Annotated in this window: 20 protein-coding genes; 9 read left to right on the forward strand and 11 right to left on the reverse strand. The window is 51.4% G+C overall.

The annotated features are described in order from the left end of the window. Positions 1 to 3 precede the first annotated feature (3 nt). The 10 genes from JWG39_RS07625 to ilvD all read right to left on the reverse strand — a co-directional run bounded on the left by JWG39_RS07625 (position 4) and on the right by ilvD (position 13,000). The gene (locus tag JWG39_RS07625; protein ID WP_205218795.1) at positions 4 to 891 is read right to left on the reverse strand and encodes an amino acid ABC transporter permease; all 888 of its coding nucleotides are present in this window, start codon (positions 889 to 891) and stop codon (positions 4 to 6) included. Positions 892 to 1,290: 399 nt separating this feature from the next. Continuing rightward, the gene (locus tag JWG39_RS07630; RefSeq protein ID WP_205218796.1) at positions 1,291 to 2,100 is read right to left on the reverse strand and encodes a transporter substrate-binding domain-containing protein; all 810 of its coding nucleotides are present in this window, start codon (positions 2,098 to 2,100) and stop codon (positions 1,291 to 1,293) included. A 53-nt stretch (positions 2,101 to 2,153) separates the two neighbouring features. Continuing rightward, complete coding sequence (locus JWG39_RS07635; protein ID WP_205218797.1) at positions 2,154 to 2,981, reverse strand: amino acid ABC transporter permease; 828 nt, start codon at positions 2,979 to 2,981, stop codon at positions 2,154 to 2,156. 6 nt (positions 2,982 to 2,987) lie between these two features. Then, positions 2,988 to 4,499, reverse strand: a complete 1,512-nt coding sequence (locus JWG39_RS07640; RefSeq protein ID WP_205218798.1) for an AMP-binding protein — start codon at positions 4,497 to 4,499, stop codon at positions 2,988 to 2,990. A gap of 75 nt (positions 4,500 to 4,574) precedes the next feature. Beyond that, the gene (locus JWG39_RS07645; RefSeq protein ID WP_205218799.1) at positions 4,575 to 5,888 is read right to left on the reverse strand and encodes a DNA recombination protein RmuC; all 1,314 of its coding nucleotides are present in this window, start codon (positions 5,886 to 5,888) and stop codon (positions 4,575 to 4,577) included. Positions 5,889 to 5,952: 64 nt separating this feature from the next. Further along, positions 5,953 to 6,291 carry a histidine triad nucleotide-binding protein gene (locus JWG39_RS07650; protein WP_205218800.1) on the reverse strand — a complete coding sequence of 113 codons (339 nt, stop codon included), beginning with the start codon at positions 6,289 to 6,291 and terminating at the stop codon, positions 5,953 to 5,955. Beyond that, the gene (gene clpA, locus JWG39_RS07655; protein ID WP_205218801.1) at positions 6,288 to 8,618 is read right to left on the reverse strand and encodes an ATP-dependent Clp protease ATP-binding subunit ClpA; all 2,331 of its coding nucleotides are present in this window, start codon (positions 8,616 to 8,618) and stop codon (positions 6,288 to 6,290) included. Before clpA ends, JWG39_RS07650 begins: the two co-directional genes overlap by 4 nt. 19 nt (positions 8,619 to 8,637) lie before the next feature. Then, positions 8,638 to 8,952 carry an ATP-dependent Clp protease adaptor ClpS gene (locus tag JWG39_RS07660; protein WP_205218802.1) on the reverse strand — a complete coding sequence of 105 codons (315 nt, stop codon included), beginning with the start codon at positions 8,950 to 8,952 and terminating at the stop codon, positions 8,638 to 8,640. A gap of 135 nt (positions 8,953 to 9,087) precedes the next feature. Then, positions 9,088 to 10,476: a DNA polymerase III subunit delta gene (gene holA / locus JWG39_RS07665; protein ID WP_205218803.1), complete on the reverse strand. Its 1,389-nt coding sequence runs from the start codon at positions 10,474 to 10,476 to the stop codon at positions 9,088 to 9,090. A 682-nt stretch (positions 10,477 to 11,158) separates the two neighbouring features. Beyond that, complete coding sequence (gene ilvD, locus JWG39_RS07670) at positions 11,159 to 13,000, reverse strand: dihydroxy-acid dehydratase (protein WP_240192041.1); 1,842 nt, start codon at positions 12,998 to 13,000, stop codon at positions 11,159 to 11,161. Positions 13,001 to 13,155: 155 nt separating this feature from the next. Between ilvD and JWG39_RS07675 the strand changes: the two genes are divergently transcribed. From JWG39_RS07675 to JWG39_RS07695, 5 genes are all read left to right on the forward strand, one after another. Then, the gene (locus tag JWG39_RS07675; protein WP_205218804.1) at positions 13,156 to 14,349 is read left to right on the forward strand and encodes a type IV pilus twitching motility protein PilT; all 1,194 of its coding nucleotides are present in this window, start codon (positions 13,156 to 13,158) and stop codon (positions 14,347 to 14,349) included. Then, complete coding sequence (locus JWG39_RS07680) at positions 14,349 to 15,056, forward strand: zinc ribbon domain-containing protein (RefSeq protein ID WP_205218805.1); 708 nt, start codon at positions 14,349 to 14,351, stop codon at positions 15,054 to 15,056. The genes JWG39_RS07675 and JWG39_RS07680 overlap by 1 nt, the downstream gene beginning before the upstream one ends. 235 nt (positions 15,057 to 15,291) lie before the next feature. Then, entirely contained in the window at positions 15,292 to 16,842 is a 1,551-nt protein-coding gene (locus tag JWG39_RS07685) for a DEAD/DEAH box helicase (protein ID WP_205218806.1), read from the forward strand. Positions 16,843 to 17,021: 179 nt separating this feature from the next. Then, the gene (locus JWG39_RS07690; RefSeq protein WP_205218807.1) at positions 17,022 to 18,752 is read left to right on the forward strand and encodes a 30S ribosomal protein S1; all 1,731 of its coding nucleotides are present in this window, start codon (positions 17,022 to 17,024) and stop codon (positions 18,750 to 18,752) included. A gap of 114 nt (positions 18,753 to 18,866) precedes the next feature. After that, positions 18,867 to 19,151, forward strand: coding sequence for an HU family DNA-binding protein (locus JWG39_RS07695; RefSeq protein ID WP_205218808.1), 285 nt, complete (start codon positions 18,867 to 18,869; stop codon positions 19,149 to 19,151). Here JWG39_RS07695 and JWG39_RS07700 read toward each other — a convergent pair. Then, the gene (locus JWG39_RS07700) at positions 19,135 to 19,746 is read right to left on the reverse strand and encodes an L-threonylcarbamoyladenylate synthase (RefSeq protein ID WP_205218809.1); all 612 of its coding nucleotides are present in this window, start codon (positions 19,744 to 19,746) and stop codon (positions 19,135 to 19,137) included. The genes JWG39_RS07695 and JWG39_RS07700 overlap by 17 nt on opposite strands. Before the next feature lie 240 nt (positions 19,747 to 19,986). Here JWG39_RS07700 and guaB point away from each other — a divergent pair, with 240 nt between their 5' ends. The 4 genes from guaB to JWG39_RS07720 all read left to right on the forward strand — a co-directional run bounded on the left by guaB (position 19,987) and on the right by JWG39_RS07720 (position 24,814). Beyond that, positions 19,987 to 21,456 (forward strand): IMP dehydrogenase, encoded by a 1,470-nt coding sequence (gene guaB, locus JWG39_RS07705; protein WP_205218810.1) that lies wholly within the window; start codon positions 19,987 to 19,989, stop codon positions 21,454 to 21,456. 10 nt (positions 21,457 to 21,466) lie between these two features. Next, the gene (guaA, locus tag JWG39_RS07710; protein WP_205218811.1) at positions 21,467 to 23,011 is read left to right on the forward strand and encodes a glutamine-hydrolyzing GMP synthase; all 1,545 of its coding nucleotides are present in this window, start codon (positions 21,467 to 21,469) and stop codon (positions 23,009 to 23,011) included. A 116-nt stretch (positions 23,012 to 23,127) separates the two neighbouring features. After that, complete coding sequence (locus tag JWG39_RS07715) at positions 23,128 to 23,928, forward strand: LabA-like NYN domain-containing protein (protein WP_240192042.1); 801 nt, start codon at positions 23,128 to 23,130, stop codon at positions 23,926 to 23,928. Positions 23,929 to 24,001: 73 nt separating this feature from the next. Further along, complete coding sequence (locus tag JWG39_RS07720; RefSeq protein WP_205218812.1) at positions 24,002 to 24,814, forward strand: mechanosensitive ion channel family protein; 813 nt, start codon at positions 24,002 to 24,004, stop codon at positions 24,812 to 24,814. The last annotated feature ends 226 nt before the right edge of the window (positions 24,815 to 25,040 follow it).

Below are 25,040 nucleotides of genomic sequence, written 5' to 3' on the forward strand. Positions count from 1 at the left end.
GCTTCAGCGGGCCTTCCCGGTGTTGCCGGCGTAGTGTTTTTCCAGACGCCGGACCCCAAGGGAGAGTAACAGGCAGACTGCAAGATACATCAGAGCGACCACCGTCCAGACCTCAATGGTGGCATTGGTTGAGGCGATGATCTGAGTTCCATCATAGGTCAGCTCCTGGATGGAAATAAAGGAGACGATGGAAGACCACTTGACCGTATTAATAAATTCATTGGCAAGCTGCGGCAGCATAATTTTCATCGCCTGTGGCATGATTATGCGTCGAAACTGCTGATGGCGGCTCAGGCCAAGAGAGGCTCCTGCCTCCCACTGGCCTGGCTCGATACTCTGGATGCCCCCGCGGACAATTTCGGCGATGTAGGCACCCTCAAAGAGGGCGAGGGCAAGGACACCGGAGAGAAATTGGGTGATCAGACTGGGGCGGGCGAAAAGGGTAATGATAATCCGCTGGATTTCCTCACTGGTGGCAAGCACACGTTCTTCCAGGCCGAGCAGTGAAAGCAGCTGACCGCTGATAAAATAATAGAAGATGAAGAGAAGTACAAGGGCTGGCATGTTGCGAATTGTCTCCACATAACTGCGTCCGAGAAGGCGGCAGAAAAGGCGTGGAGAGACTCGCAGTCGGCCGATGAAAAAACCGATAAAAAGTGCAAAAATCATGCTGTAAAGAGAAACACGAAGGGTGATAAAAAGCCCTTCGAGCAACAGGCCGGGGCGGAGACCTCCGGTGACGGGGCTGGTCTGGAACATGTAGGGAAGGATGACGTGCCAGTTCCAGTGGTAGTTAAGGGACCAGGTCATGCGCAGAGCGATGACCAGCAGGAGGGCTGTGGTCGCGACAAGAAGAATTATATCAAGGAGCTTCAGCTTTTTGAGAAACATTGTGTCATCGCTCGGAAGTGAGGTTAAAGGCTCAGATGTTGCGTCAGAGTGCGGAGCCCCGGAGGAGAAAGGCCCGGGATTTCGGAGTGGCGTGAAATCCCGGGCTTTCATCCCCTCTTATACCATTTACATTTTGTATTGACCAGAGAACGCAACTGCGTGGAAATTTTTTTGGGCTATTACAAATGGATAAACAGGATGTAAAACGAGCATAACTTAATTGCCTTTATTCGCATGATTAGAGCTTTTATTCGTTGGCAAAAAGTTTTTCGCTGTTCCGTCTTTTGCTTTTCCCTGTCTCCCGTCTCCTTTCTCCTGTCTCCCATCCCCCTGCCTTTGAATTCGCCAATAGAAAGTGAAAATGGCATTTAGTGTGGTCACAACTTAATAGAAATGGTATTACCTGAGTTCGTCAGTGACCCAGTCGCGGGTTTCGAACCAGTAGTGATGACGCTCTTTAAGCCACTGCCCATTGGTTGTGATCCAGCTGTTGAGGAAGGCGAGTGAGATGCTGTCACCTTTTCGCAGGGCCATGCCGATGGGCTCCTGCGTAAAAGTTCCTTCAACAGGGGTGAAAAGGATGTCGCTGTAGTCGATGGCCTCAAAGGCCGGTTTTGGTGCCTGACTGACCACGGCGGCGACCTTGCCGTTACGCAGTTCCTGATAGGCGGCCGGTTCGGTATCGAAGTAGCGCAGGGTGGCTTTGGGGAAGGTCTTTTTCGCGGCATCGGCGGCGGTGGTGCCGAGTTTGACGGCGATTTCCACGCCGGGAGTATTGAAGGCTTCAAGAGTGTTCATTCCCTCTGCCTTTTCTTTATTGGCGACGATGGCCTGTCCACCGTTATCGTAGGGGATGGTGAAATCGACTTTGCGCCGACGTTTCTCAGTGATGCCCATTCCTCCGATGACGACATCAAAACGTCTGGTCAGCAGGGCGGGGATAATGCCGTCCCAGGCGGTGGGCATAAATTCTACCTTCACTCCCATATCGCTGCCGAGTTTACGTGCCACATCAATTTCAAACCCCACCAGTTCTCCCGTGGAATCTTTCATTGCCCATGGCTTGAAGATATCCATGCCTACCCGCAGTACTCCCCGTTTCTGAATGGTGTCGATCAGTTTCCCTTCTTCCTCTGCGGCAAAACAGGTTCCGGCGATCAGGGTGAGTGTCACAAGCAGTAACGCAGTAACAACTTTTTGAAGTTTCATAGCATTTTCCTCTTGTAAAATGAATGGTGACCATCGGTCATTTTACTGACCATTTACGGGAGTCGTACTCGGGACTCTATCACGCTGACAGTGAGGGAGAGAACAGCGGTGACTGCAATATATATGGCGCCGACCACCAGCCATATCTCGAAGGTGAGATAGGTGTCGGCAATAATCATCTTTCCCTGCTGAGTGAGGTCAAAGATCGCGATGGCTCCCACCAGCGCCGAATCTTTAACGAGGGAGATCGACTGGCTGGCGAGGGGGGGGAGGATATTGCGCAGCGCCAGCGGGATAATTACTTTTTGCCAGGTGATCCACGGGGAGAGACCAAGGCTTTTTGCGGCCTCAAACTGACCGCGGCCCACCGATTCAATTCCACTGCGGAAGATCTCTGCAGCATAGGCCCCGTCAAAACAGCTCAGGGAAAGGACCGCAGCCCAAAAACGGTTGATTCCCAGCACCGGGCCGAGGACAAAATAAATGAAGAAAATCTGGATAAGCAGCGGTGTGTTACGGCTTACTTCCAGGTAGAGTGTGGCAAGAAAGCGGGCTGCCGGAGCGTCACTTCTGCGCAGCAGTGCAGTGACAAGTCCAACGAAAAAGGCCCCCACCAGGCTGACTGCAGCAATTTGCAGGGTGATACCCAGTCCCTGCAGCAACAGCCCGGCCTGCCAGTGGCCGTCGGCATGGCTGATAATATATTGGGGCACGGTTTCCCAGTCCCAGGGATACTGGGCCTCTCCACTGTCCATCAAAAGATGGAAAACCAGGCCGGAGAGGAGAAGTACGACGATGAACAGCAGAATGTCAAAACGTGCACTGCGGAAAAAAGGGATCCGTTTTTCAGGGGGCAGAAGAGGGCAGGTTGGCGGTATCATGGCTTCTCAGTGCAGTTCTTCCTGCGTCATCTCGGTTATCTTGCGAAAGTCGATCTTGCCGCTTCCCATTTTGGGCAGACTTTCCCAGACGAGGAAAATTTTGGGCAGGGCAATCTTTGGCAACTCTTTTGACATCGCTTTGAGGGTTATCTTCTCATCAATCTTTGTGGTAACTACGGCGACAATTTTTGCACCCTTGCGCGGGTCTGGCGTTTCCACTACACAACAGTCCGCATCCTCGGGGAGGAGGCTCTCCAGCACGCTCTCAATCTTGACAAGGCTGATCATCTCTCCGCCGATCTTGACGAAACGCTTGAGCCGTCCGATATGCCACAGGTAGCCGTCGGCGTCGATATTACCCATGTCACCGGTGTCGTACCAGCCGTTACGGATATGGAGAGAGGTCTGCTCAAAGTTATTAAAGTAACCTTTCATCACCGAATTCCCGCGTACGAGGATACGGCCGTCCTCCCCTGCCTGACACTCAACACCAGTTTCATAGTGCTCGATTCGTATCTCAATGCCGGGAATCGGTTTCCCTACCGAACCGGGGCGGTTGTATTCAAGGGTGTTCGTGGAGATGACCGGAGAACACTCGGTTGCCCCGTAGCCTTCAAGGAGGATGACGTTGTGTTTTTCTTTCCAGCCGTTGCGCAGAGAATCCGGGCACTTGTCAGCACCAACAATGGCGATGTGCAGGGACTTGAAATCGTTTTCTTTCGATTTGCGCAGGTAGCCCCAGAAAAAAGAGGGAGTGCCGATGAGAAAGGTGGCATTGTGGTCACGCATCACTGTGCAGACCTTTGCGAAATCCAGCGGGTCAGCTACCGTGAGCATCTTCATGCCGTAGATCAACGGCAGCCAGAAGGTAACAGTGAGACCATAGACGTGGAAATAGGGAAGACTGCACATGAAAACATCGTCGGGCGAAAAGGTGAAGATGGAGATCATGCTGGCGATGTTGGACTCAATGTTTCTGTGAGAGAGTTGTACCGCCTTGGGATCTTTTTCGCTGCCGCTGGTGAAAAGGATAACGGCGGTGTCATTCGGGTCGCCACCGTAGACCATTTTTTTGATGAGCGATGCCGGCAGGGCGGCGATGAGGGCGGCAGTAATCTTCTCCCACTTGCTGAGGGAGGCAAAAATGTCTTCAATATAGACCATCCCCTCAACCTCAGGACACTTGATTTTTGCCAGCAGGGCGCGGGAGGCGATGATGGTTTTGAAAGCGCAGGTGCGCTGGGCATAGCGGGCGTTATGCTCAGCGCCTGTCGAGTAGTTGATCATCACCGGGGTTCGGCCACTCATGAGGATGGCAATCTTGGTTAGAATGCAACCTGCAGTGACGGGAATCATGATTCCGATACAGCCGTGACTCATGCGACGGAATCGACGGGTGAGAATGAGAGCGGCGATGAGCATTTCACTCCGGGTGAGAACACGCTCTGTGGTGAAGTCGTGAAGGGCCGGAGTCGAACCTGACTGTTTTGCCCTGTCGATAAACTGTTTGTGCAGCATTCTTTCTACTCCTCGCCGGGGTGAATTTTGAACCTCTGTAAAACAGTCAATATTACTGTAATTTGCCTTGCGGCGCTACATTTCTGCCCGTTCGATGATACTCTGTGGCAGTTCTTTTGAGGGTTGCACGCCGAGTCCACGCAACTGTTCTGCCTGGGATATGAGATTGCCCCGTCCACGGGCGAGTTTGTTGAGGGCACTGTCGCAGCAGTTGCGGGCACTGTCGAGCTGACGGGTGAGCTTTTCCATATCCTCAATGAAGCCGCAGAACTTGTCGTAGAGCAGTGAAGCCCGGCCGGCGATTTCCCGGGCATTTTTTTCCTGCTGCTCAAATTTCCACAGGTTCTGTACCGTGCGCAGGGTGGTGAGCAGGGTACAGGGGCTGATCATGATCACATTCAGGCGAAGAGCACTCTCCATCAGGGTCGGTTCATGGCTGCAGGCGGCGGCGAAAGCAGCCTCCACGGGGATGAACATCAGGACAAAGTCAAGAGAGTGCAGAGTTGTGGCTCCAGGATAATTCTTTTTACCGAGTCCTTCGGCGTGGCGGCGCAGGGAGATAATGAGTTCTCCAAGGGCGGCGTTGCGCTCTTTTTCTTCTGTTGCCGCGACGCAGCGACTCCAGGCCAGCAGGCTGGTCTTGGCATCAATGATGATATCCCGCCCCTCGGGCAGATGGATTATGACATCGGGGCGGATCAGGGAGCCGTCGGCGGCGCGGAAGCCGCCCTGGGTGGTAAATTCAATCTCGCGGCGCAGTCCGGCCACTTCCAGCAGTCGCTCCAGCACCATCTCTCCCCAGTTGCCGATGATCTTATTATCGCTGCGCAAGGCCCGGCTGAGAGTTGCGGCCTCTTTGCCGAGGTGAAGGTTGAGCTCTTTGAGCTGTCCGATCTCCTCTTTGAGGGCAAAACGTTCCCTGCTGTCAGCGTTGTAGATATTACCAATCTGCTGGTGCAGTTCGCCGAGTTTCTCGTTGAAGGGAGCGAGGATGCTCTGCATCCGTTCACGGTTCAGTTCGCTGAAACTCTCTGCTTTTTCGCTGAATATCTTTCCAGCGAGGTTTTCAAACTGAAGTTTAAGTTCGTCACGTGCCTCTTGAAGAAGATTGAGCTTTTCCATGAAGAGACGCTCGTCACTCTCCAGTTTTACACTCAGACGGGTGTTGCGGATCTCGTGCTCGTGCAGTTCTCCGCCGAGTCGGGCAATCTGTGTGTCAGCGTCTCTTCTCCGTTCTTGTTCGCGGTGCAGGCGCAGGCCAAACAGCAGGGTGAGGCAGGCAAAAAGCGAGGCACAAAAGAGACTGACTACGGCAAGAGCAGGCAGAGGAAAGGAGGGGGGAAGAATTTCATTGAGAGGGGAGGCCAGGAGTAAAAGGGTTCGGGTCATGGTGAGCGGGGCCCCATAAGAGAAAAACCTTCCGCAGAGCACAGAAGGTTTCTCGAGTCAAAGATCAGAGCGGTCGGGGTTCCGGCCTGCCCCCGAGGATGTGCATGTGTACATGGAATACTTCCTGGCCGGATTTGGCGCCGTTATTGAGCACTACCCGGTAGTTCTCCTCCACGCCTTCCTTCTTCGCCACTTCTGCGGCGATACGGAAAAGTTTGCCCATCACTGCTTCATCGGCGACGGCAATGTCTTTCGGCATTGGGATGTGCTTTTTAGGTACCAGCAGAAAATGTACCGGTGCCTGCGGGTTGATGTCGCGAAAAGCCAGGATATCATCATCCTCATAAAGTTTTTCGGCGGGGATTTCTCCAGCAATTATTTTACAAAAAATACAGTCGTTCATGATACTGCCTTCTCCTTTTTTCGGCTTTTCTTTTCCAGAGTCTCGTGTGAACAGGTGAACGTGAGTTTGCCTTTGCGGTCGCCTACGGTGACAGCCCCGCCATGGGTGAGCTTTCCAAAGAGAATTTCCTCGGTGAGCGGGTCACCGATCTCTTTCATGATCAGACGGCGCAGTGGACGTGCGCCAAAGATTGGATCGTAACCGCGTTTTGCCAGCGATTTACGGGCGGCAAAAGTAAGTTTGATAGCCACTTTTTTCTCGGCAAGCTGGCCTTCAAGTTCGCGGATGATCTTATCCACTACCTTCTCGGTGCTCTTTTGATCAAGGGGGGCGAAGCTGATGATTGCATCCAGCCGATTGCGGAACTCCGGAGCAAAAAGACGGTTGATGATCGTCTTGTCTTTGCCCTTGCTGCTGGAGACAAAGCCGATGGTGGTGGTGGAGAGTTCTCGCGCTCCGGCATTGGAGGTCATGATGAGAATTACATTACGGAAGTCGGCCTTGCGCCCGGAGTTGTCAGTCAGGGTACTGTTGTCCATTACCTGCAGCAGGATGGAGAATATATCCGGATGGGCCTTCTCAATCTCATCAAGCAGCAGCACCGTATATGGATGTTTGCGGATGGCTTCGGTCAGCTGTCCACCTTCTTCAAAGCCGACATAGCCTGGAGGGGCACCTATCAGCCGGGCAACAGCATGTTTCTCCATGTATTCACTCATGTCAAAACGTTCGAAATTGACATTGAGACAAGTTGCAAGTTGACGGGCCACCTCGGTCTTACCCACGCCGGTGGGACCGGTAAAGAGAAAACTGCCGGTGGGTGCATGGGGATGACCGAGACCGGCACGGGAACGCTTGACAGCGGTAATCACCGCGTTCAGGGCATTGTCCTGACCGAAAACCACTTTTTTCAGGTTCTTTTCAAGATTTTTCAGCTCACGGACCTCATTCCCGCTCGTCGTTTTCGCCGGAATATGAGCGATAAGAGAGATAACATTCTCCACATCGGGCACTGTGACTGTTGCCCCGTTGCGTCCGGCAAGACGAAAGAGTGCACCGACCTCATCCATAACGTCGATGGCCTTGTCGGGCAGAAATCGCTCGTTGATGTAACGGCTGGCCAGTTCTGCCATGGCGTCCACGGCAGCAGGGGCGTAGGTGATGTCGTGGTGTTTCTCATAGCGGGGCTGCAGCCCTTTGAGGATGCTGATGGTGTCTTCCACCGAGGGCTCTTCAATGTCGATCTTTTGGAAACGGCGGGAAAGGGCCCGATCTTTTTCAATCTGGTTCTTGTGCTCCTCGTAGGTGGTGGAACCGATTACCCGCAGGCTGCCGGACTGCAAAGCCGGTTTGAGCAGGTTGGAGGCATCCATTGAGCCACCACTGGTGGCTCCGGCACCGACGATAGTATGCATCTCATCAATGAAGAGTACGGAATTAGGGCGCTTCTGTACCGATTGAACCACTGATTTGAGGCGTTTTTCAAAGTCTCCGCGATATTTGGTGCCAGCAACGAGGCCGCCCATATCAAGCATGAGCACTTCCATATTTTCCAGCAGATCCGGGACGAGCGGTTTTTTCCCAATATCACGGGCGACACGGTCATCGTGGATACGCAGGGCGAGTCCTTCGGCCATGGAAGTCTTGCCCACACCCGGTTCGCCGACGAGCAATGGATTGTTTTTCTTCCGCCGACAAAGCACCTGCATAATGCGCTGCAACTCCTCGTTGCGACCAATCAGCGGGTCAAGTTTTCCCTGCGCCGCCTGTTCCGTGAGGTTGACGGTAAACTCCTCAAGGGTCTTTTCCTCCTTTTCCCGTTCTCGCTTCATCTCATGACGGTTACGTTCCATGACAGGTTCTTCCTCATCGGGGGAAGGTTCCTTCTGCAGGTTTTCGGCCGGTAACTCATGGGCGATAAAGTTGATTGTGGGGAGTTTCTCCAGTCCTTCAGAGGCGAGGAAATAGACCGCATACGAATCTTTTTCTTCAAAAAGAGCGGCCAGCACGTCACCGCTGTCCACTTTTGCTTTTTCACAGCTCTGCACATGGGCGACGGCCCGTTGCAGGACCCGTTTGAAGGCACGGGTTTGAATCGGTTCGCGGCGGGGGGGGGAGGAAATTTGCGGTATTTCCTCAGCCATGAAGTGTTCAATCATCTCTTTCAGAGAAGTGGTGGAGCCGCCACACTCGCTGATGATATAGGCTGCAAGATCGTCGTAGAGCAGTCCGTAGAGCATGTGTTCAAGGGTGACATATTCATGATGACGATTTTTCGCCTCGCGAATGGCGCGAATCAATGAGCTTTCAAGTGTTTTACTGAGCATTATTTTTTCTCCTCGGAATTCAGGCGGGTTCCATGGTGCAGAGCAGAGGAAATTCATTTTCCTCTGCAAGGTCGTGAACCTCGTCAATCTTACATTCGCAGATTTCCCGGGTATAAATCCCTGCGACTCCCGAGCCTTTATTGTGAACATTAAGCATTACAGCAGTAGCCTCATTTATATTCTTGTGAAAGATCTCGACAAGAATGAGGACAACGAAATCCATCGAGGTGAAATCGTCGTTGTGCAGCAGAACCTTGTAGAGCCGCGGTTTTTTTACGCGGACACGTTTTTCCAGGGCAACTTCATCATCGCTGTATGTATTGGGGAAGCTCATACTTTTCTGTTTGTATTTCCTTTTCGGGTCTCCAGCTGGAAACCCTTAACTTTTATCGAAACCAGTGACAACAATAAGCAGGCTTTTACCTTTGTGTCAAGATGTGCCTGCTGCGAGTACTGCGGAACCTCTCTGTTAATGGCTTCGAGTGGGAATCTTTAACAGGATGAAGAGGAGTTCATCAAGGAGAAGATGTGGTGGCAGACCGGATCCCTTGAGGCGGTATTCCGTCTTTAAAATAAGACCAAGGCGCTGTTTCAGCGAGGTTGGAGTAAATGTGGCCGCACGGGTGAAGTTGAGATAAAGAGGATATGGGTGGCCGCCGAGGTGCGGTTTAAACTTCTCAACCTCCTCAAGTGGTGGCAGATAATTCTGCTTGAATTCGCGAAAGGGGATCCCGTGGCGCCAGCCGCTGCTGTTGAGCTGAATAGTGCGCAGTATAAGGTGCCTGCGAATGTGGTTGCGCAGGGTGGAGAGGATGGCCAGACCGTGAACGCCCTGGTCAAGGAGGTGGTTGAGGATGGTAAAGGTCCCGGCGGCGTCGCGGTTGTCGAGGGCTCCGGTGAGCTCATAAATGGCATCTTCGCGATTACGGCTGACCATGATGTCAAGATCTTCCATCGTGATAGTCTGGCGGTCGCCGACATAATGCGCCAGCTTCTCTGTTTCCATCACTACTGCCACGGGATGGCTGCCGACGCGGTTGAAAAAAAGATCGATGGCATGGTTGTCGATCTTCTTGCCGAACGTACTGAGGGTGGAGAGCATCATCTCCCGCAGCACTTCTTTCTGAGATTCTTCTGCGGCCTTGCTGGCCCCGGGGGCAAGGGTACAGTCTATGGCGAAGGCATTCTTTTTGATCCAGGTGAAGAGCTTATGTCGTTTGTCAACTGTCTCTGCCGTAAGGATCAGCAGGGTTTCCGCCGGCAGACCTTTTTGGAAACTCTGCAGATAACGTTCTGCGGGGGAAGTCCCGCCGGTTTTCACCTCGTCCCGGCTTTGAAAAAGTGCGGAGTCTGCCCAGTTTAACTCTTCAGTCGGTTTGTCAAAGCCGAAGAGCTTTTTCCATCGGGGGCCGGTGAGTTCTGAGAGCGGTGTGGGGGTGTCGATGGGCAGCTCTGCTGTTTCGACAAGGGCACGCAGATTTTTCAGAGCAATACGGGGTTTGTTCCCTGCATTGGCAGATACCGCCTTCTCCCAGAGGGTATCAAGGATGGTTTTGGAGTGAAAAAGACGGCTGTCGGTGACGTAATAGAGCTGGCGGCCGGGCAGCAGGCTGTAGCTGTGCATGCGGGCGAGGGTGGTCGTCGGCTCTTCGTTATCCCCATCGACGGGATTGAGGTTGAGCAGGCCTGTTGAGGCAAGACTCTCCTGCAGTTGAGTTGCACTCTGGCGGCAGAGATAGCGTTCACCGAAAAAAAGAAAAATCCGGTACTGCCGCGGGTCGGGCATGGCTTTTTCATCTTTTCCTGCAGAGGAATTTTTCAGCAGCTGGAGGAATTCAGTACGGGTAATTTGCGGCATCTGTGATGTGAATAAATAAGGGAAGAGTTATTTTTTTAACAGCTTTAATGGACAATCCTCTTATGCGAATTGAAAAGCGGGACAAAAAACCGTCGGATGTCAATGCTTTGCAGGAGAAATGATATTGTTTTTACGTACATATTTTTTTCTTTGAAAGACGTTCTGCGGAGGAGAACTGTGCTGCTGATGATGAGGTCTTTCCGCAGGCCTCAAAAGGAACTGAATTCTAATATTTGGGAACCTTGAATATGAACGAAATACAAGATTATTCAAGGGACCAATTTGCTCTTTTCAGGGTGTTTTTGACAGCACACAGTTGTAGAGATTATTGAACTGAATGCGCGGAAATCCTGCCGTTCAGGACGAGGACAAGATGTCTCAAGCTATCCTGATGGCTGAATTCAGACTGAAGAAAGCTGTTTTCCGAGGAAATAATTTATCAAAAAATTGCTTCTATCGCCTGTCTGCGGGGTAATTTACAGGCTTTCAATCTTGTATACAGCTTTCCGATACCAGTGAGAGCATCTTCTCACGCTGCCCGGTGCAGATCAATGAATTTACCGAGTGTATTCATGTGACATTCCGCAGGGAACCGGCAGGGAGCATGTTGGAGAACATTACATCATCTCCGGCACCGTAACGGTGCCGGAGGTGGTTTTGTGGAAACCTTGAAGACGCGGAATTATTCTTCGCCAGGGAGTCTGCGTACCGCTCCGGTATCCGCAGAACTGGCGAAGAGGGCGTAGGCCTGGAGTGCCCGGCTGACCACCCTGTCGCGGCCGACGGGCGTCCATGCCTCTTTCCCTTTTGCTTCTTCAGCTTTGCGCCGTTTGGCAAGTTCAGCATCGCTGAGGTTAACGTTGATGCTGCGTTTTTCAATGTTAATATCAATGATATCTCCGTTGCGGAGCAGACCAATCGCGCCGCCCGCAGCAGCTTCAGGAGAAACATGACCAATGGAGAGGCCTGAGGTTCCACCAGAGAAACGCCCATCGGTGATCAGGGCACACTCCTTGCCGAGATGAATTGATTTCAGGTAGGAGGTCGGGTAGAGCATCTCCTGCATTCCTGGCCCGCCGCGAGGGCCTTCATAAAGGATGACAACCACGTCTCCTGCCTTCACTTTACCGCTGAGGATGGCATCACAGGCATCTTCCTGAGAGTTGCATACTACCGCAGATCCGGAGAAGGAGTAGATGGAAGGATCTACACCCGCTGTCTTGACGATGCAGCCTCTCTCGGCAATATTGCCAAAGAGGACGGCAATCCCACCCTCTTTGTCGTAACAGTGTTCCATATCCCGGATACAACCACCGGCGCGGTCAAGGTCAAGTTCTTTGAAGACGCTTGTCTGAGAGCCGAGGACCAGGTTGCGCGTGGAGTGTGCGGGAGCAGAGCTGGCGAGAGTTTCCGCGTCGGCACTGTGTCCTTCCCGGAGTAGATCCCATTTCTGCAGGGCTTCTTTGAGGGTGGTGCCGTCAGCACGATGTACCGACGTATCAAGCAGGTTGCCGCGATCAAGTTCCCCGAGAATGCCCATGACACCGCCGGCGCGGTTGACATCTTCCACGTGATAACTGGAGCTGGGGGCAACCTTGCAAAGGTTTGGTACCCGGCGGGAGAGGATGTCGATATCACTTATGGTGAAGTCAACTTCTGCCTCGCGGGCAACGGCAAGCAGATGGAGGACGGTATTGGTGGAGCCGCCCATGGCGATGTCGAGGGCCATGGCGTTGAGGAAGGCTGCCTTGCTGGCGATATTGCGGGGCAGTACCGAGGTATCTTCATGCTCATAATATGCGTCGGCCATTTCAACAATACGTTTTGCCGCGATTTCAAAGAGCTGCAGGCGGTTTTTGTGGGTGGCAACGATGGTTCCGTTGCCTGGCAGGGACATGCCGAGTGCCTCGGTGAGACAATTCATTGAATTGGCGGTAAACATCCCCGAGCAGGAACCACAGGTGGGGCAGGCACAGCGTTCAACCTTTTCAATCTCCTCTTCACTGACGTTATCGTCAGCGGCAAGGATGATGGCATCAATAAGGTCGTAGCGTTTGTCGCCGTCAACGCCAGCTTCCATCGGACCACCGGAGACGAAAATTGCTGGAATATTAAGGCGCATGGCGGCCATCAGCATGCCGGGGGTGATTTTGTCGCAGTTGCTGATGCAGATGATGGCATCCACGGTGTGGGCATTGCACATGTATTCCACACTGTCGGCAATAAGATCACGGGAGGGGAGAGAGTAGAGCATCCCGGAATGACCCATGGCGATGCCGTCATCAATGGCGATGGTGTCGAATTCGGCGGCAAAACACCCGAGTCCTTCAATGATCTGCTTTACCTGCTGGCCAATCTCATGCAGATGGACATGTCCGGGAACAAACTGGGTGAAGGAGTTCACAATCCCAATAATCGGTCTGTTAAAATGTTCTTCTTTTGCCCCATTTGCCCGCCAGAGACTGCGGGCACCTGCCATTTTTCGTCCCTGAGTTGTGGTGGCACTTCTACGTGGTATGGACATAATATTTCGCTCCCGAAAAAAAAGCTTTATGACATAAATAAAAGGAAAAAGTAGAAAAAAACAGGGAAAAAATGTATTTTCTACTAAGAAAAAGAAAGAAGAAGACAATATACAACTTTTACCCTCTGTATTGTACACTTTTTCAGGGAGAAGAGATGAAAAAGAATGAAATTGACTACTGGATTGCACGAATGCTTGAGGCATATAAAAATGTCTCGGATCTGAATATCACTGTGGGGAAAACCCTGCAGGTAGAGTCAGACGGAGTGCTTATGCCTGTGGATATTGAACCGCCCGTAAGAGAGCTTACCCCATTTCAAACTGAGGTGTTTGCCCTCAATCTTATCGGCAATAACCGGCGGATGCTCAAAAATCTTGTCAGCACCGGTTCCTGTGACCTCTCTTATCATCTCGGCGACCAGGCCCGTTTCCGGGTTAATATTTTCACCCAGAAAGGCTATTTGACCACCGTTCTGCGGAAGCTTCAAACAGCGATCCCGACCATCACCGGAATGCAGTTCCCCGAGTCTTTTGTGACAATGGCGAATGAGATCAACGGACTTGTCCTCTTCACGGGTGCCACCGGTTCAGGAAAGACTACTTCGCTGGCTGCCCTGCTCAATCAAATCAACGAAAAAAGGGCAGTGCATGTTGTCACCCTCGAAGACCCGATAGAGTATGTCCACAAGCAGAAAAAGGCGACCTTCAATCAGCGTGAACTGGGCAGTGACTTTGACTCTTTTGCCGCCGGTCTGCGGGCTGCTCTCCGCCAGGCCCCGAAAGTTATCCTGGTTGGTGAGATGCGTGATCGGGAAAGCATGGAAATCGCTTTGACCGCTGCTGAAACGGGGCACCTTGTTCTCTCCACCCTGCATACCATCGACGCAGGCCAAACCATGAACCGGATTATCTCCATGTTCGACCAGGACGAGCAGAACCAGGTCCGCAGTCGTCTTGTGGATACCATTAAGTGGGTTGCCAGTCAGCGTCTGCTGCCACGGGTTGGTGGAGGACGGATTGCCGCCATGGAGATTATGCGAATCAGTTTGCGGATAAAAAACCTGATTCTCAATGGGGAGACCGAAGACAAGACCTACTACAGCATTATTGAGGAAGGAAGTGCCCTGCAGATGTGGACCTTCGATCAACATCTGCTCGAACTTTATTCTCAGGGGCTTATTACCGAAGAAAATGCTGTCACCTACTGTTCTCAGCGGTCCTTGCTCAATCGTGGTCTCGACCAGATCAAGTCTGGACGTGGGGAATTGACCTTTTCTCTTAACGATTTGAGCATGGAAGAAGAGGAACAGGCAGGCAAACGCAGGCGTAAGAAAGGAGAAATAAGATAATGATTGTCAAGTGCCCGCACTGCTCAACGCAGTTGAAATTGAATGAAGGGATTATCAAGAATCTCAAGAACCTGCCTGCCGGGAAGACCCTTAAAGTGCAATGTGTCAACTGTAAAAAAACTTTTTCCCTGAGTGGAACACTTGTCGCTGGCGGAGAGCGGGAAGTTTTCGAAAAGAATGCCCGTCGGCAGGCTTCGCAGGTTGCTGTTCGGCCTCCGGCGGCTCCCTCCCTTGACTGGCTTGCCCGGGGGGAGGTCGATGAGGACAAAAAAATCGACGGAGTACCGCGAGCCATGGTCCTTTTCTCCGATATCAAGGGAAAGAAAGAGCTGATCAAGGCTGTAGAGGATCTCGGTTATCAGGTGGAAGAGGCTGTCAGTGTGGAAAAGGCACTCTCTCTCATGTATTTTACATCCTATTCACTGGTGTTTATGCACACTGATTATGAAAAAGGAGACCTTGAAAATTCTCAATTCCATAATTACATGTGTAGTTTGCCGATGTCTCGACGTCGGAATATTTTCTATGTGCTGGTCGGTGATGATCGCACAACAATGTATGATCTTGAAGCTCTCACCCTGTCCGTCAACCTGACGGTGAACAGCAGAGATGTGAAGTATATCTCAATTTTGCTGCGCAAGGCCATTCCTGAGTATGAAGAACTGTTCGGCGCATGGATGGAAGAGTTGCGGCTGGCAGGAAAATAAGCAGTAACGGGTACCTTGAAACAGTCTTCATTCGTTTATATTCGAGACACCGAAGGAAATTTATCGCAGGTCTCTGAGATTGATTTCGGAGTCTGGCGTTTACCTCCGAGGATATTTTTTTGACTGTAACGAAGAAAATGGGCGATTATTCAAGGTGCCCTGAAAGCTTCTCTTTGATATTTCTCTTCCGGGTCGTCTCAACAGGCGGTCCGGTTTCTTTTTTACAGGATAGTTCATGAAAAAAACACTGTTCGCCAACGGTCAAAGGCTCCAGCATCCCGCTGATTTTCAAGAGAAGGCCAGCCGGAAAGCGGAGGCGCAGGCCCCCGCAGCAGAGCAGGGCAGCCGTGAGGCCATACAGAGCGTGTCGGCAGAAAAGCCGGTGAAACGCCAAAGGGTGAAGAAAGCCCATCCGGCAAAAGAGGCGAAGCCGGTGTGGACTCGGGAATCCTTTGTCGTTCCTCCAGAAAAAGGGAGGTGCCGATTCCATGACTTTGATATCCCGGATGAGGTAATGCATGCTGTTGCCGATCTTGGGTTTCAACACTGTACTCCGGTGCAGGAACAGTCCCTGAGCAACTGTCTCGGAGGAAAAGACTTTGTTGGCAAGGCAAACACTGGAACTGGCAAGACCGCCGTTTTCCTCATTACCACTTTCACCCGTCTGCTTACTGAGAAGCTCAGTGAAAAAGGTCGTAATGGTGCTCCGCGGGCGCTGGTCATTGTACCTACCCGGGAGCTGGTTATTCAGATCGGCAAAGATGCCGGGGAACTCGGAAAATACTGTAATATAAATGTGCGGACGGTTTTTGGCGGGGTTGATTATCAGAAGCAGATGAGTCTTCTCCGGGAGAGTCCCTGCGATCTGCTCGTTGCTACTCCGGGGAGACTGCTCGACTTTATCGGCAAGGGTGTGGTTAATCTCAGCACCTGCGAAATTCTCATCCTCGATGAAGCTGATCGTATGCTCGACATGGGTTTTATTCCCGATGTGCGACGTATCGTCGGTCGCCTGCCACAGAAGGAAAAGCGGCAGACTCTGCTCTTTTCTGCCACCATTACTGAAGCTGTGCGGCGTCTTGCTTACCAATGGTGTGTTGATCCTGTTATGGTGGATGCCGAGCCGGAGCACGCCACCTCAAATACGGTGGAAGAGGTTGTTTATCTTGCAAGTAAAGAAGAGAAATACACCATTATCTATAATGTGCTCAAGGCTCATCCCGAGGACCGGACGATCATTTTCGCTAATATGAGAGGGGAGGCCCGGCGTGTTGCCGATCGCTTAAAGCGTAATGCAATAGACTGTGTGTTGCTCTCCGGCGAAGTGCCGCAGAATAAGCGGACGTCCCGCCTTGAGCGTTTTCGTGAGGGAAAAGTGAAAGTACTGGTGGCAACCGACGTTGCCGGGCGGGGAATTCACATCAACGATATTCGCCTGGTGATCAACCACAGCGTTCCTTTTGAGCCGGAAGACTACATTCATCGTATCGGGCGGACCGGCCGGGCGGGGGCGACAGGGCGGGCGATAAGCTTTGCCTGTGAAGAGGGCTCTTTCTACCTGCCGGCTATTGAAGATTTGATTGGGGAGAAGTTCAATTTTGTCGTTCCGGAAGAAGAATTACTGGAGATACCGCCTCCCCTTGCAAAAGCTCCTGCAAGAAAAGAGGGAGGGAGGCCAGGCGCTGGAACATTATCGAACAAAAGACGGCGGTCGCGTCAGTCAAGGGATGGCGGCGGTCGCTCATCTGGCTCCTTATCGAATAAAAAAAGAGGCGGAAAAGCGTGAAAAAACACTGCTCTCCCCTTGTTTTTTAACCCGATTCCTGGTATAAAATCTATCCTTTATTCATTGGGGAAGCAGTGTGCTCTCCCCGTATTCTTCCGCGAAGGTGCAACGCCTCGCGGGAAAACTTCAGACACCGGTCAGGGTCATCGTGACGGCTGATCGACAGGAATAACAATTTCATGACAGAACAAACCAGCCAATCAACCCCTGCGGGCGGCGAAGATCTCAGTTTTGCAGAGCTCTTTGAAATGGAAGAAAACAACAAGGTAGTCGCTGTCGGCGACGTTACCATGGGGACCATTATCGGTTCTGTGGACAACTTTTTCCTTGTTGACGTCGGTGACAAAGCCGAAAGTTATATTCCGCGCTCCGAGTTTCGTCTGGAAGAGGGCGAAGACGTTAATATCGGTGACCAGTTTGAAGTCTTTGTGGAACGTCGCAAAGATGAAGGTGGCCTGCTTCTCTCTCGTGAGAAAGCTATTGCCATCAAAGTCTGGGAGAAAATTGCTGAGATTCAGGAGGCTGACGAGACCATCAACGGTAAAATCGAAAGCCGCGTTAAAGGCGGTATGTCCGTTGATATCGGCGTTCCCGCTTTCCTGCCCTATTCACAAATTGATCTTCGTCCGGTCAAGGACCTTGACGGATTGATTGGTGAAACCATGGACTTCAAAGTGTTGAAGTTCAACAGGAAGAGAAATAACGTTGTCATCTCCCGCCGTGCCATCCTCGAAGAGGAACGCAATAAACTGCGTGAAGCAATGCGCAGCAAGCTGGAAGAGGGACAAATCATTAAAGGTGCTGTCACCAATATCACCGATTATGGTCTCTTCATTGATATGGGCGGTATGGATGGTCTCTGCCATATTACCGACCTCTCCTGGGGCCGTGTCTCTCATCCTGCGAAACTCTATAAGGTGGGCGAAGAACTTGAAGTTAAAGTCCTCAAGTATGATCGTGAGCATGATCGTGTATCCCTTGGTGTCAAGCAGCTTCGCGCTGATCCGTGGGAGACTGTTGTCGAACGTTACCCGGTCCACGAAAAGACAGCAGGCAAGGTTGTTTCCATCACTGATTACGGTGTCTTCGTTGAACTGGAAGAAGGCGTTGAGGGCCTGATCCATGTTTCCGAAATGACCTGGTCGAAAAAACCGCGTCACCCCTCCAAGATGGTTTCCGTAGGTGATGAGGTCGAAGTAATGGTGCTCAACATTGAGCCCGAGACCAAACGTATTTCCCTCGGTATGAAGCAGCTCCAGCCCAATCCCTGGGATCTGGTTACTGACAATTATCCGGTGGGCTCTGTTATTGAAGGCAAGATCAAGAATATCACTGACTTTGGTATCTTTATCGGTATCGAAGAGGGTATTGACGGTCTTATCCACGTCTCTGATCTTTCCTGGACTGAACGCATCAAGCATCCCAGCGAGAAATTCTCCAAGGGTGAGACCATTGAGGCTGTTGTCCTCAAAATCGACAAGGAGCACGAGCGCTTTTCCCTTGGGGTCAAACAGCTCGTTCCTGATCCGTGGCAGGTGGCTTACAACAACTATCCCTCAGGGACGGTTATTGAAGGTGAAATCACCAACGTTACCGACTTTGGGGTTTTTGTGAAACTCGAAGAAGGTATCGAGGGTCTTGTCCATGTCTCTGAACTGAGCAAGGACAAGGTGAAAACTCCGATCGGAATGTATCAGGTTGGCGATACCCTGAAGGCTATTGTTATCAATGTTTCCGCCAAGGATCGCAAGATTGGTCTCTCAGTGAAAACTCTTGAAGGAGAAGATGAAGAAGCTGCAGTAGAGAAGTTCAAGAAGGCAGAGCAGGCTGCACAGGATGCTGCTCCCTCAACCTTTGGTGATCTCCTTAAGGCCGCTGCCGCAGAGGGTAACGACTCTTCTGAAGAGTAATGTCCCGGGTACAGTAGAAAAAATTCCGCCCCGCAGAAATTTCTGCGGGGCGGATTCCCTGTTCTCCTGCCGGGGCTGGCTGCTGGCTGGTTCCTGCGGTATGAGGAAAAGATTATGTTGAAAAAAGATATTGTAGATAAAGTCAGTCATGAGCTCTCAATGCAGAAGCAGGATGTAGATCTTGCTGTCAACATTATGCTTGAGACGATGACTGAGGCGCTTATTGAAGAGCGGAGGATTGAGCTGCGCGGATTTGGCAGCTTCTCTGTACGCAAGAGAAAGCCGAGGTCAACAAAGAATCCGCGTACCGGTAAGATCATGGATATCCCGGCGCGTAAAACCCTTCACTTCACCATGAGTAAATCGCTGAAAGAAGCCCTTATCAGCGAAATGGAGTAAGGTCTCCTTTTCCTTCCCTTATTATTATGGGGGTGTCGGTGGTAAGGTCTATTACTGAAGAGGGTTCGGGATAGATAATGCCGCCGTCTATGACAAGTGTAATCTGCCTGCCGAGGTGTTCCTCAATCTGCCACGCCTCGGCAAGCGGATCCTCCTCTTTTGTCAGCTGCACACTGGTGTTGACAAGAGGATTGCCGAGGGTTTCGGTGAGCATGGCACTGATCGGCTGGTCTGCAACGCGGATACCGACAGTTTTCTGCTTTGTCACCATCATCTTTGGCAGCAGTTTCGTTCCAGGAAGAACCAGGGTGTATGGTCCCGGAAGATTTCGTTTCAACAGTCGGTACGCCGTATTGGAAACGTGGGCAAAGAGGGCTATATTACTCAGATCATGACAGATAATGGAGAAGGGCTTGTGTTTCGGCCGTTTCTTCAACAACATGAGTTTTTTAATGGCTCGAGCGTGAAACAGATCACAGCTCAGCCCGTATCCCGTACCAGTAGGGCAGGCTATTACCGCACCTGCCCGCAGCTCACTGACCACCTGGTCGATGAGGCGCTGTTGCGGGTTTTCTGTATTTATTTCAAGAAGCATGGCATTTCCCCTTGTCAAACAGCTGCATGGCAGCGACTGCAGATGACATTTCGTATGTCTCTTGTTGGTCACTCTTAATTTTTTTTACCTTCAAGAGGCGCAATGTCGCCGCAACAGATTATAATATAATCTCTGCGATAGAGATATAACAGGTGACGGAAATTCGAAAGAAATCCATCTGTATTCCGCGTCGCCTGTTTCTGAAAAAATTCCTGAAAATCAACATGTGAAGGAGGAAACATGTTACCAGATCACGTAGAAACTGCACTCACATTTGATGATTTGCTGCTGGTGCCACAAGTTTCAGAAGTTCTGCCGGACGGCGTAAATCTCGAGACCCGCCTCACCAGAGAAATCAATCTGAACGCTCCGCTGGTCAGTTCGGCCATGGATACCGTAACTGAGTCCCGCACCGCCGTCGCCATGGCGCGTGAAGGTGGCATCGGTATTATCCACAAAAACATGACTATTGAGGAGCAGGTCCGAGAGGTCGAACGGGTGAAAAAATCGGAATCTGGAATGATTACCGAGCCCGTGACCGTCACCGAGAACATGACCGTGGCGGAAGTGCAGGAGGTCATGAGTGAATACCATATCTCCGGCCTGCCGGTTCTGAAGGAGGGGAGACTGGTGGGGATCGTTACCAACCGTGACCTCCGTTTTGTTTCCGACAACGGTTTGCATGTCAGGGATGTGATGACCTCGAAAAATCTTGTCACTGCCAGACCGGGTATCACCATGGTGCAGTCCAAGGCTCTTCTGCATGAGCACCGCATTGAAAAGCTGCTGGTTGTTGATGATGAAGGGGCACTCAAAGGATTGATTACCATCAAGGACCTGGAAAAGACCCGTAAATATCCCAATTCCGCCAAAGACTCCAGGGGACGCCTGCTGGTTGGTGCTGCTCTCGGAGTAGGAGATCAAATTGAGAGCAATGCCGAGAAATTGATGCAGGCCGGGGTCGATGTGGTGGTCATTGACTCTGCCCATGGCCACAGCAGGGGGGTTCTCGACGCTATCCACAGGATAAAGAGTGCCTTCCCGCAATTACAGGTGATTGCCGGCAATGTGGCCACCGGCGAGGGAACAAAGGCTCTGATTGACGCCGGAGCCGATGGGGTGAAGGTTGGTATTGGTCCCGGCTCCATTTGTACCACACGAATCGTTGCAGGAGTTGGCGTTCCACAGATTACTGCCATCAAGAACAGTGTTGAGGTGGCGATGAAGTACGGTATTCCGATCATTGCGGATGGTGGAATCAAACATTCCGGAGAGATCGTCAAGGCTATCGGCGTGGGAGCCAGCTCGGTGATGATCGGTTCTCTGCTGGCAGGAACCGAGGAGACCCCGGGGACAACTTTCCTCTATCAGGGGCGGACCTACAAAAGCTATCGCGGTATGGGGTCCCTGGGAGCAATGAGCCAGACCAATGGTTCGGCGGATCGTTACTTTCAGTCTTCGGTAAAAGTTACTTCCAAGTTCGTCCCCGAAGGAATTGAAGGCAAGGTTCCCTATCGCGGACCGCTTTGTGATATGATCTATCAACTCCTCGGTGGCCTGCGTTCCGGTATGGGCTATGTGGGAGCAGAGAGTATTCCTGAACTGCAGAAACGGGCGAAATTTATTCGTATTTCTTCTGCCGGACTCCGTGAGTCTCATGTTCACGACGTAACTATTACCAAGGAAGCACCCAACTATCACAGCGCATAAGGAGCCGAACATGGCTGTCCACAACCAAACTATTGTCATTCTTGACTTCGGTTCTCAGACTACCCAGCTCATCGCCCGGCGTATTCGTGAACAGAAGGTGTACAGTGAAATACATCCCTTCAATACGAAGCTGGAGAAAATCAAGGCCCTGAAACCGGCGGGAATCATCCTCTCCGGAGGACCCTGCTCAGTCTATGATGAGGATGCCCCGTACAGTGATCCTGCAATCTTTGAACTTGGTATCCCCGTGCTGGGAATTTGCTATGGTGCCCAGTTGATGCTGCAGCAGCACGGTGGACGGGTGGAAAAGGCGCACAAGCGTGAATTTGGCAAAGCGGATCTTACCATTAAAAGGACCGGTGGCCTTTTTGGAAAACTGGAGGGAGGCGATCACCAGGTGTGGATGAGCCATGGTGACCGGGTGGAAGTTGTGCCCGAAGGTTTTGAGGCTACTGCCTTCAGTGATAATTCCCCTTACGCTGCCATGGCGCACCGGGAAAAGCCCTTCGTCGCTGTTCAATTTCACCCCGAAGTGGCGCACACCCTCATTGGTACTGATCTGCTGAAGAATTTTATCTTTGATATCTGTGGCTGTAAACCGGAATGGACAATGGCCTCTTTTATTGACCAGAATGTGCGCGAAATTCGTGAGCGGGTTGGGGATGACAAAGTGATCTGCGCCCTTTCCGGAGGAGTGGACAGCACGGTGGTGGCAGCAATGCTTGACAGGGCCATCGGTGATCAGTTGACCTGTATCTACGTCAACAACGGATTGATGCGTGAGGGGGAGAGCGAGTCGGTGCTCTCCTTTTTCCGCAGTCATACTGCTCTTCATCTTGTGAATGTAGATGCCAGTGAATTTTTCCTCGGCCAGCTGGACGGTATCGCAGATCCTGAGGAGAAGCGCAAGCGTATTGGCATTGGCTTTATCGATATTTTTGAAAAAGAAGCGAAGAAGATCGGTGCCGTAAAATATCTTGCGCAGGGAACACTGTACCCGGATGTCATTGAGTCCGTCTCCTTTCGCGGTGCTGCGCCGATCAAATCTCATCACAATGTCGGCGGTCTGCCGGATGTGATGAAGCTTGAGTTGATTGAGCCTCTGCGGGAGCTCTTTAAGGATGAGGTCCGACAGCTCGGGCTTGAGCTGGGTTTGCCGGAAGAGGCTGTCTTTCGCCAGCCGTTCCCCGGCCCCGGGCTTGCTATTCGTATCATGGGTGAGATCTCCGGAGAGCGTCTTGCGATCCTGCGCCAGGCTGATGTCATTGTTCTTGAAGAGATGCGCAGGGCGGGCTGGTACCGCAAGGTCTGGCAGAGTTTTGCTGTGCTGCTGCCTATTCAGACCGTTGGCGTTATGGGCGACGGACGCACGTACGAACATGTGATTGCGATCCGCGCTGTAGATTCCATCGATGCCATGACTGCCGACTGGAGCAGAATTCCTCCGGAAATCCTCGGGGAGATATCCAGCCGTATTATCAACGAGGTGCGCGGGGTTAACCGTGTGGTCTACGACATTTCTTCCAAACCTCCGGCCACTATAGAATGGGAATAAGGGAGAAAATCTCCCCCGGGTGTAATTTGTCGGCGAAAAGGGGATCAGCCCTTCCGTTACGTCGTTTTATTTAAGGTACCCTGAAGGTATCCTAAAGAAGTCTCTTCTTAATTTCTATGCCAATGCTTAAAACTGGAATTTTTGTTGATGCGGAGAACATCCGCATTTGTGGTGGATACGGCATGCGTTACAACGTACTTGCCAGTCTTGCCGGTTGCGGGCACTCCGTGCTCCTCCGTGCCAACTCTTATATTGCCGAAGACCGGGAACGGACCAAAGACCCGGAATATCGGACAAAACTATACCATTATCAAGATGTTATCCGTCAGTGCGGGTTTAAGGTAATCAAGAAATTTGTAAAACATTTCCTTGATGATGAAGGGATTTTGACGACAAAGGCCAATGCAGACATGGATCTGGCAATTGATGCCCTGCTTCAGGCACGCAATCTCGACAGAATCATCCTGCTCACCGGCGACGGCGACTTTGTCCGTCTCATTCTGGCGCTGCAGAATATGGGCTGCCGGGTAGAGGTCATTGGTTTCAAAAATGTCAGCAATGCGCTGCGTGAAACTGCAGATTCCTACACCTCCGGCTATCTCATTCCTGGTCTGCTTCCTGTTACCTCTTCGGAAAATGGTGAGGAGTTGAAAGGCCGATTGCGGGGAGTTGCAGTCAGCTATAAGGCCGATCGGGGCTTCGGCTTCATGCGCTATTATAGTCTCTCTGAGCAGGGGCTCAGTCCGGAGACGCTTTTTTTTCACTGTTCCCAGGCGGTAGATGTACACGACTCCATGTTTCTGGATTCGTCCAACATCTTTGAATTTTCACTGTATCGGAATCCTGGAAATGAGAATCGTCTTGAAGCACGCGAAATCCGCCATGTTACCGGCGATCGTCCCGAACATGTCTCCTGATACTAACTGCGGGGAGATTTTGCCCCCGCAACTCTGTGGCTGAGCTGCTTTATTCTGATGGAGAGGACATGAAATGCAGAATCTTTTAGACAAAATCAACTTGAAACAGTTTGACGTGGAGATACTCCAGCAGTTTGGTTTACTGGTACTTCCCTGGGTCTGGAAGGTGCTGGCTGCACTTCTCATTTTCTTTATCGGAAGATGGATCTCCCGGAAACTCTCGCAAATTTTCACCAAAATGATGGAGAAACAGGGGGTGGATGTTACCCTTATCGGTTTCCTCGAAGGTATTATCTACTACGCTTTGCTGGTCAGTGTGGTGCTGGCCGCTGCTTCTCAAATCGGCGTGAAAACGACCTCTTTCTTTGCCATTCTGGGTGCCGTATCTCTTGCTGTAGGCCTTGCTCTGAAGGATTCTCTGGCCAATTTCTCCGCTGGTGTGATGCTTATTTTCTTTCGTCCCTTCAAGGTGCGGGATTTCATCATTGTCGGGGGAGAATCCGGTGTAGTAGAGCATATCAATGTTTTTAATACCGTGCTCAATACCGCAGATAATCAACGCAAAATTATCCCCAATAACAATATCATCAAAGCCACCATTACCAACGTCACTGCCAACCCGCGGCGCCGCGTGGATATGGTAATTGGAATCGGCTATGATGACGATATCCGCCTCGCCAAAGAGACTCTCGAAGAGATTATCCGTGCTGATAAACGAGTGCTTGCTGAACCCGCACTGCAGATTGCCGTGTCGGAACTTGGTGCTTCAACAGTGAGCATTGTTGTCCGTCCGTGGGTGAAGACTGGCGATTACGGGAGCGTTCTTTTCGCTTTGACCGAAAAGATTAAACTGACCTTTGACGAGAAAGGCATCAGTTTGCGGTAGGTGTCAACGTACTTTTCACCTAAACGAGTTCTTTTATGAAAAAGGACTGGTGTTTTTATAACAGTTCACCACGCTGGGCCATGGATTATTGGAAAAACCATAAGAGAATGCCCTTGTGGTTGAATTCGGTCTGTTGCCTGCTTTGAGGTAATTGATGTTTTCCGTGTCCTTCCGTGTTTTCCGTGGTAGCCAATTTTATTCATAATAATCCTGGTGCACTGTACGG

It is taken from the genome of Desulforhopalus vacuolatus (genome assembly GCF_016918505.1).
Taxonomy (GTDB): domain Bacteria; phylum Desulfobacterota; class Desulfobulbia; order Desulfobulbales; family Desulfocapsaceae; genus Desulforhopalus; species Desulforhopalus vacuolatus.

Coding starts and splice junctions, on each gene's coding strand:
- JWG39_RS07690 (WP_205218807.1), top strand. CDS start 17,022: ATGACAGAACAAACCAGCCAATCAACCCCTGCGGGCGGCGAAGATCTC.
- guaA (WP_205218811.1), top strand. CDS start 21,467: ATGGCTGTCCACAACCAAACTATTGTCATTCTTGACTTCGGTTCTCAG.
- JWG39_RS07645 (WP_205218799.1), bottom strand. CDS start 5,888: ATGACCCGAACCCTTTTACTCCTGGCCTCCCCTCTCAATGAAATTCTT.
- JWG39_RS07685 (WP_205218806.1), top strand. CDS start 15,292: ATGAAAAAAACACTGTTCGCCAACGGTCAAAGGCTCCAGCATCCCGCT.
- JWG39_RS07625 (WP_205218795.1), bottom strand. CDS start 891: ATGTTTCTCAAAAAGCTGAAGCTCCTTGATATAATTCTTCTTGTCGCG.
- JWG39_RS07650 (WP_205218800.1), bottom strand. CDS start 6,291: ATGAACGACTGTATTTTTTGTAAAATAATTGCTGGAGAAATCCCCGCC.
- JWG39_RS07700 (WP_205218809.1), bottom strand. CDS start 19,746: ATGCTTCTTGAAATAAATACAGAAAACCCGCAACAGCGCCTCATCGAC.
- JWG39_RS07675 (WP_205218804.1), top strand. CDS start 13,156: ATGAAAAAGAATGAAATTGACTACTGGATTGCACGAATGCTTGAGGCA.
- ilvD (WP_240192041.1), bottom strand. CDS start 13,000: ATGTCCATACCACGTAGAAGTGCCACCACAACTCAGGGACGAAAAATG.
- JWG39_RS07640 (WP_205218798.1), bottom strand. CDS start 4,499: ATGCTGCACAAACAGTTTATCGACAGGGCAAAACAGTCAGGTTCGACT.
- JWG39_RS07715 (WP_240192042.1), top strand. CDS start 23,128: ATGCCAATGCTTAAAACTGGAATTTTTGTTGATGCGGAGAACATCCGC.
- JWG39_RS07695 (WP_205218808.1), top strand. CDS start 18,867: ATGTTGAAAAAAGATATTGTAGATAAAGTCAGTCATGAGCTCTCAATG.
- JWG39_RS07630 (WP_205218796.1), bottom strand. CDS start 2,100: ATGAAACTTCAAAAAGTTGTTACTGCGTTACTGCTTGTGACACTCACC.
- holA (WP_205218803.1), bottom strand. CDS start 10,476: ATGCCGCAAATTACCCGTACTGAATTCCTCCAGCTGCTGAAAAATTCC.
- JWG39_RS07680 (WP_205218805.1), top strand. CDS start 14,349: ATGATTGTCAAGTGCCCGCACTGCTCAACGCAGTTGAAATTGAATGAA.
- JWG39_RS07720 (WP_205218812.1), top strand. CDS start 24,002: ATGCAGAATCTTTTAGACAAAATCAACTTGAAACAGTTTGACGTGGAG.
- JWG39_RS07635 (WP_205218797.1), bottom strand. CDS start 2,981: ATGATACCGCCAACCTGCCCTCTTCTGCCCCCTGAAAAACGGATCCCT.
- guaB (WP_205218810.1), top strand. CDS start 19,987: ATGTTACCAGATCACGTAGAAACTGCACTCACATTTGATGATTTGCTG.
- clpA (WP_205218801.1), bottom strand. CDS start 8,618: ATGCTCAGTAAAACACTTGAAAGCTCATTGATTCGCGCCATTCGCGAG.
- JWG39_RS07660 (WP_205218802.1), bottom strand. CDS start 8,952: ATGAGCTTCCCCAATACATACAGCGATGATGAAGTTGCCCTGGAAAAA.